The 4845-nt window shown below is 27.7% G+C and carries 4 protein-coding genes and 3 tRNA genes; 6 read left to right on the top strand and 1 reads right to left on the bottom strand.

Features of this window, described 5'->3' with window-relative positions:
- Window positions 1-206: 206 nt before the first annotated feature.
- Window positions 207-1922 carry a hypothetical protein gene (locus Q0F58_RS17250; protein WP_294379105.1) on the bottom strand — a complete coding sequence of 572 codons (1716 nt, stop codon included), beginning with the start codon at window positions 1920-1922 and terminating at the stop codon, window positions 207-209.
- Window positions 1923-2016: 94 nt separating this feature from the next.
- Here Q0F58_RS17250 and Q0F58_RS17245 point away from each other — a divergent pair, with 94 nt between their 5' ends.
- The 6 genes from Q0F58_RS17245 (at window position 2017) to Q0F58_RS17220 (ending at window position 4845) form a co-directional block, all read left to right on the top strand.
- A complete protein-coding gene (locus tag Q0F58_RS17245; RefSeq protein WP_294379104.1) occupies window positions 2017-2994 on the top strand; it encodes an AIR synthase family protein in 978 nt (325 codons plus the stop codon).
- 25 nt (window positions 2995-3019) lie between these two features.
- Window positions 3020-3634 (top strand): XTP/dITP diphosphatase, encoded by a 615-nt coding sequence (locus Q0F58_RS17240; protein ID WP_294379103.1) that lies wholly within the window; start codon window positions 3020-3022, stop codon window positions 3632-3634.
- A gap of 20 nt (window positions 3635-3654) precedes the next feature.
- On the top strand, window positions 3655-4140 hold the full coding sequence (locus Q0F58_RS17235; protein ID WP_294379102.1) for a metallophosphoesterase: 486 nt from the start codon (window positions 3655-3657) through the stop codon (window positions 4138-4140).
- A 342-nt stretch (window positions 4141-4482) separates the two neighbouring features.
- Window positions 4483-4558 (top strand) — tRNA-Pro (locus Q0F58_RS17230).
- Between the two features lie 25 nt (window positions 4559-4583).
- Window positions 4584-4657 (top strand) — tRNA-Gly (locus Q0F58_RS17225).
- Window positions 4658-4772: 115 nt separating this feature from the next.
- Window positions 4773-4845 (top strand) — tRNA-Arg (locus Q0F58_RS17220).

The following is a 4845-nucleotide window of genomic DNA, read 5'->3' as shown; positions in this document are numbered from 1 at the left end:
GATAAAATATCTGAAATTGTTTTAGATGGAAATAATAATATTATATTTAATAAATTAAATTAGAATTAATAAAATTAAGGAACTGTCGCATTGAAAAATTAGCTACTATATACAGCATATTAATCAAGTTGCTTGATACTATATATGGTATGATTTAATTTTTATGCGACAGTTTCAGACTAGGTATTAATTGAGGTATAGGTATTTTATATTTTACTTTTTTTTGATTTTTTATTTTTTGAAGATTCTGCTTTTATATTGTCAGTATTGTTTAGCAATATAATTTTTTTCTTAGGTATTTCTTCGAGATTAGATTCTATATTTTTTTTAAAATTATTAGATTTATCAGATTCTTTTAGAACAGGATTGTTTTGAATAGTAGTATTTGATTTTGAAATTAAGTCATCTGTATCAGATAAAATTTGAACATCTAGAGTTTTATCTGAATCTATTTCTGCATGAATTAAATTTTCACTATTTGAAGATAATCTGTTTAATTCTGATTCAATTTCAGTTTTTTCATTTATGAATCCCATAAATTTTTTTGTAGCATCTTTTAAAAAATATATTAATAAGTAAAAATTAAACATATTCTTATTGCTGTCAAAAGATATTTTACTTGAAGTTAAAGTATCTTTCTTTTTTGAATAAGTTAAATTTTTTATAAATACAGAAGCTGTACCAGTGCTTTTAGGAGTAGGAAGTACTGGCATTCTAAAATATGTTTCATCAAGCATATCATTAGCACGTAAACTTAAATTTTTATATCGTTCAACTTCATCTAGAGTTGGAGCATCAGGCCAGCTTGTTAATAATCCGTTGTTAATAAAACATTTTCTATAAAAATTTGATATTAAAGATTTTAATTCAAATCTTTTATTTTCCATTTCTGAATACTGTAATAAAGATAGAAGGTATAAAGTTATTTCCGTAGATGAATATTTAAGTTCTTTTTTATCAGATATTTTAATAAAAATATTTTTTTCTGAATCATACATACTTATTAATCTTTCATTAATTTCTGAATAACATTCTTTAAAGGAAATTATATTAGTATATTTGTACGCTTCCATCAAGCATATAGAAAATAAAGCACAATCGTCTAAAGAATCTAAATAATAGTCTTTATCTTGGAATTTTGTTATTAAATAATCACCTAAATCTAATATTAATTTCTTCGCATCAGAATTTTTAGAATATTTATAGTATGAATTTATGCATAGAAATATTTGAACATTTTCTCCAAAAGACAAATCATATAAAGCATCTTTATAGTCTATAAATAAGTTTAATATTTCTTCAGAAAACTTTAAATATTCTGAACTCATTTCATCAGAAGGGTTATATTTTGCATATAGAAGATAAGCATTCATCATAAAAGCTTGATCTGAAAATTTAAATTTATCATCTTTATTTAATAAATTAAATCCTTTTGAATTTCCGTCAGAAGTATTTTTTTTACTTACAAATAGTCCTTCACTATTTCTCAGATTTTCGCTATAAAATTGTAGTTGTTCTTTTGCAATATATATATAGGCATTTTCAAAAGAATCGATATTTCTATTTTGAATATTGTAATATGAATAGTATTCACTAAGTTCAAGAAGACATAAGGTCATAAGAGCATTTGCAGCTGGATTTATTTCCTTTTTGAAACTTGATTCATCAAACCCATGGCTTGTTTTGCTATGAATGAATAATGGGGAAGCTTTTCTATATATGCATAACAGTGGAGAAAAATTATTTAATATGCTAATATCATTTATAGAAGACTTTTTTGAACTCCGCATCTGCATTAAAAGGCCACACTTAGAATTTAAGACTAAGTTTTTTATAGATTCTTTTGATAGATAAAAAAGCTGACCACTTATTTCGTCTTGAGAAAGACTATTCATTCTGAAAAATGGGCCAATATATCTCAATGTATAACACCTCTTAAAAATTCTTGTCTTATTCATTAATATGAGGAAATTAAAAAAAACGTGCATAAAAATAAAAATACAAAGGAGATTTTTTATGAAAGAAGGAAAATTAGACTTTGATGATTTGAAAAAAATTATCTTTGATAATAAAACTATAAAAAGAGATGAAGTAAAGATTAGGAATGACGTCGGTGAAGATTGTACAGTAATTGATTTTGGAGAATGTGAAGGAATTTTTTCAACAGATCCAATTACTGGAGCTGATAAAAATACAGGTAAACTAGCTGTTCATATAAATTGTAATGATATTGCTTCTGCAGGAGGAGAACCATTAGGAATGCTTGTGACAATACTTGCACCAGTAGATTCGACTTTAGAAGATATTAATGGGGTAATGAAAGAGATAGATGAGGAAGCAGCTAAAATTGGAGTTGAGATAGTAGGAGGGCATACAGAAGTTACAAGTGCAGTTAATAAACTGGTTGTTTCGGTAACTGTAATAGGAAAGAATAAAAGAGGAAGTTCAGTAAGAACAGGTGGTGCCAAACTTGGAGATGATATTGTTGTTACAAAAACTTTAGGATTAGAAGGAACGTATATACTTATAAATGATTATGAAGAAAGAATTAAAAAGGTTTTAACAGAAGAAGAAATCAAATTAGGGAAAACATTAATAAATAAAATAAGTGTATTAAATGAAGGTAAGATATGTAACGAATTTGGTGTTAATTCTATGCATGATATTACTGAAGGAGGACTTTTAGGTGGTATTTTTGAAGTAGCGATGGCATGTGGATATGGATTCAGAATTTTTAAAGATAAGATTCCGCTAATGGAAATAACAAGAAAGGTATGTGATGAATTTAAAATTGATCCATTAAGGTTAATATCCTCAGGAAGTATGCTTATAACAGTATCAGATGGAACGGCTTTATGCAAGAAATTGAAAGAATTTGGAATTGATTCAGCTGTTATAGGAAAAATAGAAAAAGAAGGTGGAATACTTGTTGATGGGGATAATGAATATATAGTAGAACCACCTAAAAGAGATGAGTTATTTAACATAAAATAATATTTTGAAAGAGGGATTTCAAAGAATGAAAAAAATAATTTTGGCAAGTAATAACAAGAAGAAAATAAAAGAATTAAAAGAAATATTGAGTGATATTCAAGTAGAAGTAAGATCTTTAAGTGAAGAGAATATAGATATCGATGTTGTGGAAGATGGAACAACATTTGAAGAAAATGCTAAGAAGAAAGCAAGAGAAATATATGAATTTTTAAAAAAAAGAGGCGAAAAGAATTTTATAGTATTAGCAGATGATTCGGGATTGGAAGTAGATTATTTAAATGGAGAACCAGGAGTATATTCGGCAAGATATGCAGGAAAACATGGAGAAGATGATAAAAATAATGAAAAGCTATTAAAGAATATGCAAGGAGTTCCTAAAGACAAAAGAGGAGCTCAATTTGTGTGTCAGATAGCTATGTTTGATGAAAGAGGTATGTATAATACTGTAAGAGGTGAGGTGAGAGGTTATATTTTAGAAAAATTAGATGGTGAAGGTGGATTTGGATATGATCCGTTATTTTTTTATGAACCATTTAATAAATCATTTGCACAGTTAACACCAGAAGAAAAAAATTCTGTGAGCCATAGAGGAAAAGCATTGAAAGAGTTAAAGGGAGTTATAGTAAATAGCATAAAATAATACATGAAGGATGTGGTTATATGAGGATTGCAGTGATTAGTGATACACATAGAGTAGATAAATATATTAATATAGCTAAAAAATTAATTGCGGATGCAGATATATTAATTCATCTTGGAGATAATATTGAAGATGTAGAATTATTATCAAAAGGCTTTAATGGTAAAGTATATGCAGTAGCTGGAAATTGTGATTTTTCTAATAAATATCCTAAAGAAGGAAGTATTGAAGTTAATGGTATAAAAATATTTTATACACATGGAGATTTGTATGGAGTAAAAAGCACATTGACTAATATTTATTATAGAGGAAAAGAATTAGGAGCAGATATAGTTTTGTTTGGTCATACACATCAACAAGGAATAGAAAAAACAGAAGGAATGATATTGATGAATCCTGGAAGTATATCATTACCTCATTTCAAAGGGAGATATGTGGGAATTATTGATATTGATGATAATGGAAATGTTGATACATATTTGAGAGAACTGAAAAATTGTGATTAAATACATTTTTTAATTGAAGATTAATTGAGAAGAACTGTTGCGTTGAGTGAGAGAGTATATTTCATTTATTTTATGTAACAGTTCTTTTTTGAGTGAAATAAATAAAAAATAAGTTATTTATAAATAGAAAAAATTGAATAATACAGATAATTCTATTTGATTTATATAAGTTAAATAATAAAATATAACTGCTTAAAGTGGCATTATAACTAGGGATTGATAAAAAAATAAAAAAAAATTAAAAAAAGTATTGACGAAATAGATTTGATATTGTAGAATAATCCTTGTCGTCAGGCACTGAGCGACATAAAAAAATTCAGATGCAAATTAGTCATTAATCTTCGGGGTGTGGCGCAGATGGGAGCGCGCGTGCTTTGGGAGCATGAGGTCGCAGGTTCGATCCCTGTCACCCCGACCATTTAATCTTAATAATTAAATAATATGCGGGTATCGTATATCGGTAATACTCCAGCCTTCCAAGCTGGCAAGGTGGGTTCGATTCCCACTACCCGCTCCATTAAAAGGTGAAAAGCCTTGACAAAGTTTTAAAGAAAGTTTAAAATAATAAACGTTCTGAAAAAACATGTTGACAAAATGTTATAAAGATTTTATAATAATTAAGTCACTTAAATGCGTTTTTAGCTCAGCTGGATAGAGCAACGCCCTTCTAAGGCGTGGGCCAGGGGTTCGAATCCCTTAAAACGC

The sequence above is a fragment of the uncultured Clostridium sp. genome (genome assembly GCF_934754915.1).
GTDB lineage: Bacteria > Bacillota > Clostridia > Clostridiales > Clostridiaceae > Clostridium.
Note: the sequence above shows the minus strand (reverse complement) of the source record. Positions and strands in the feature narration are given on the sequence as shown.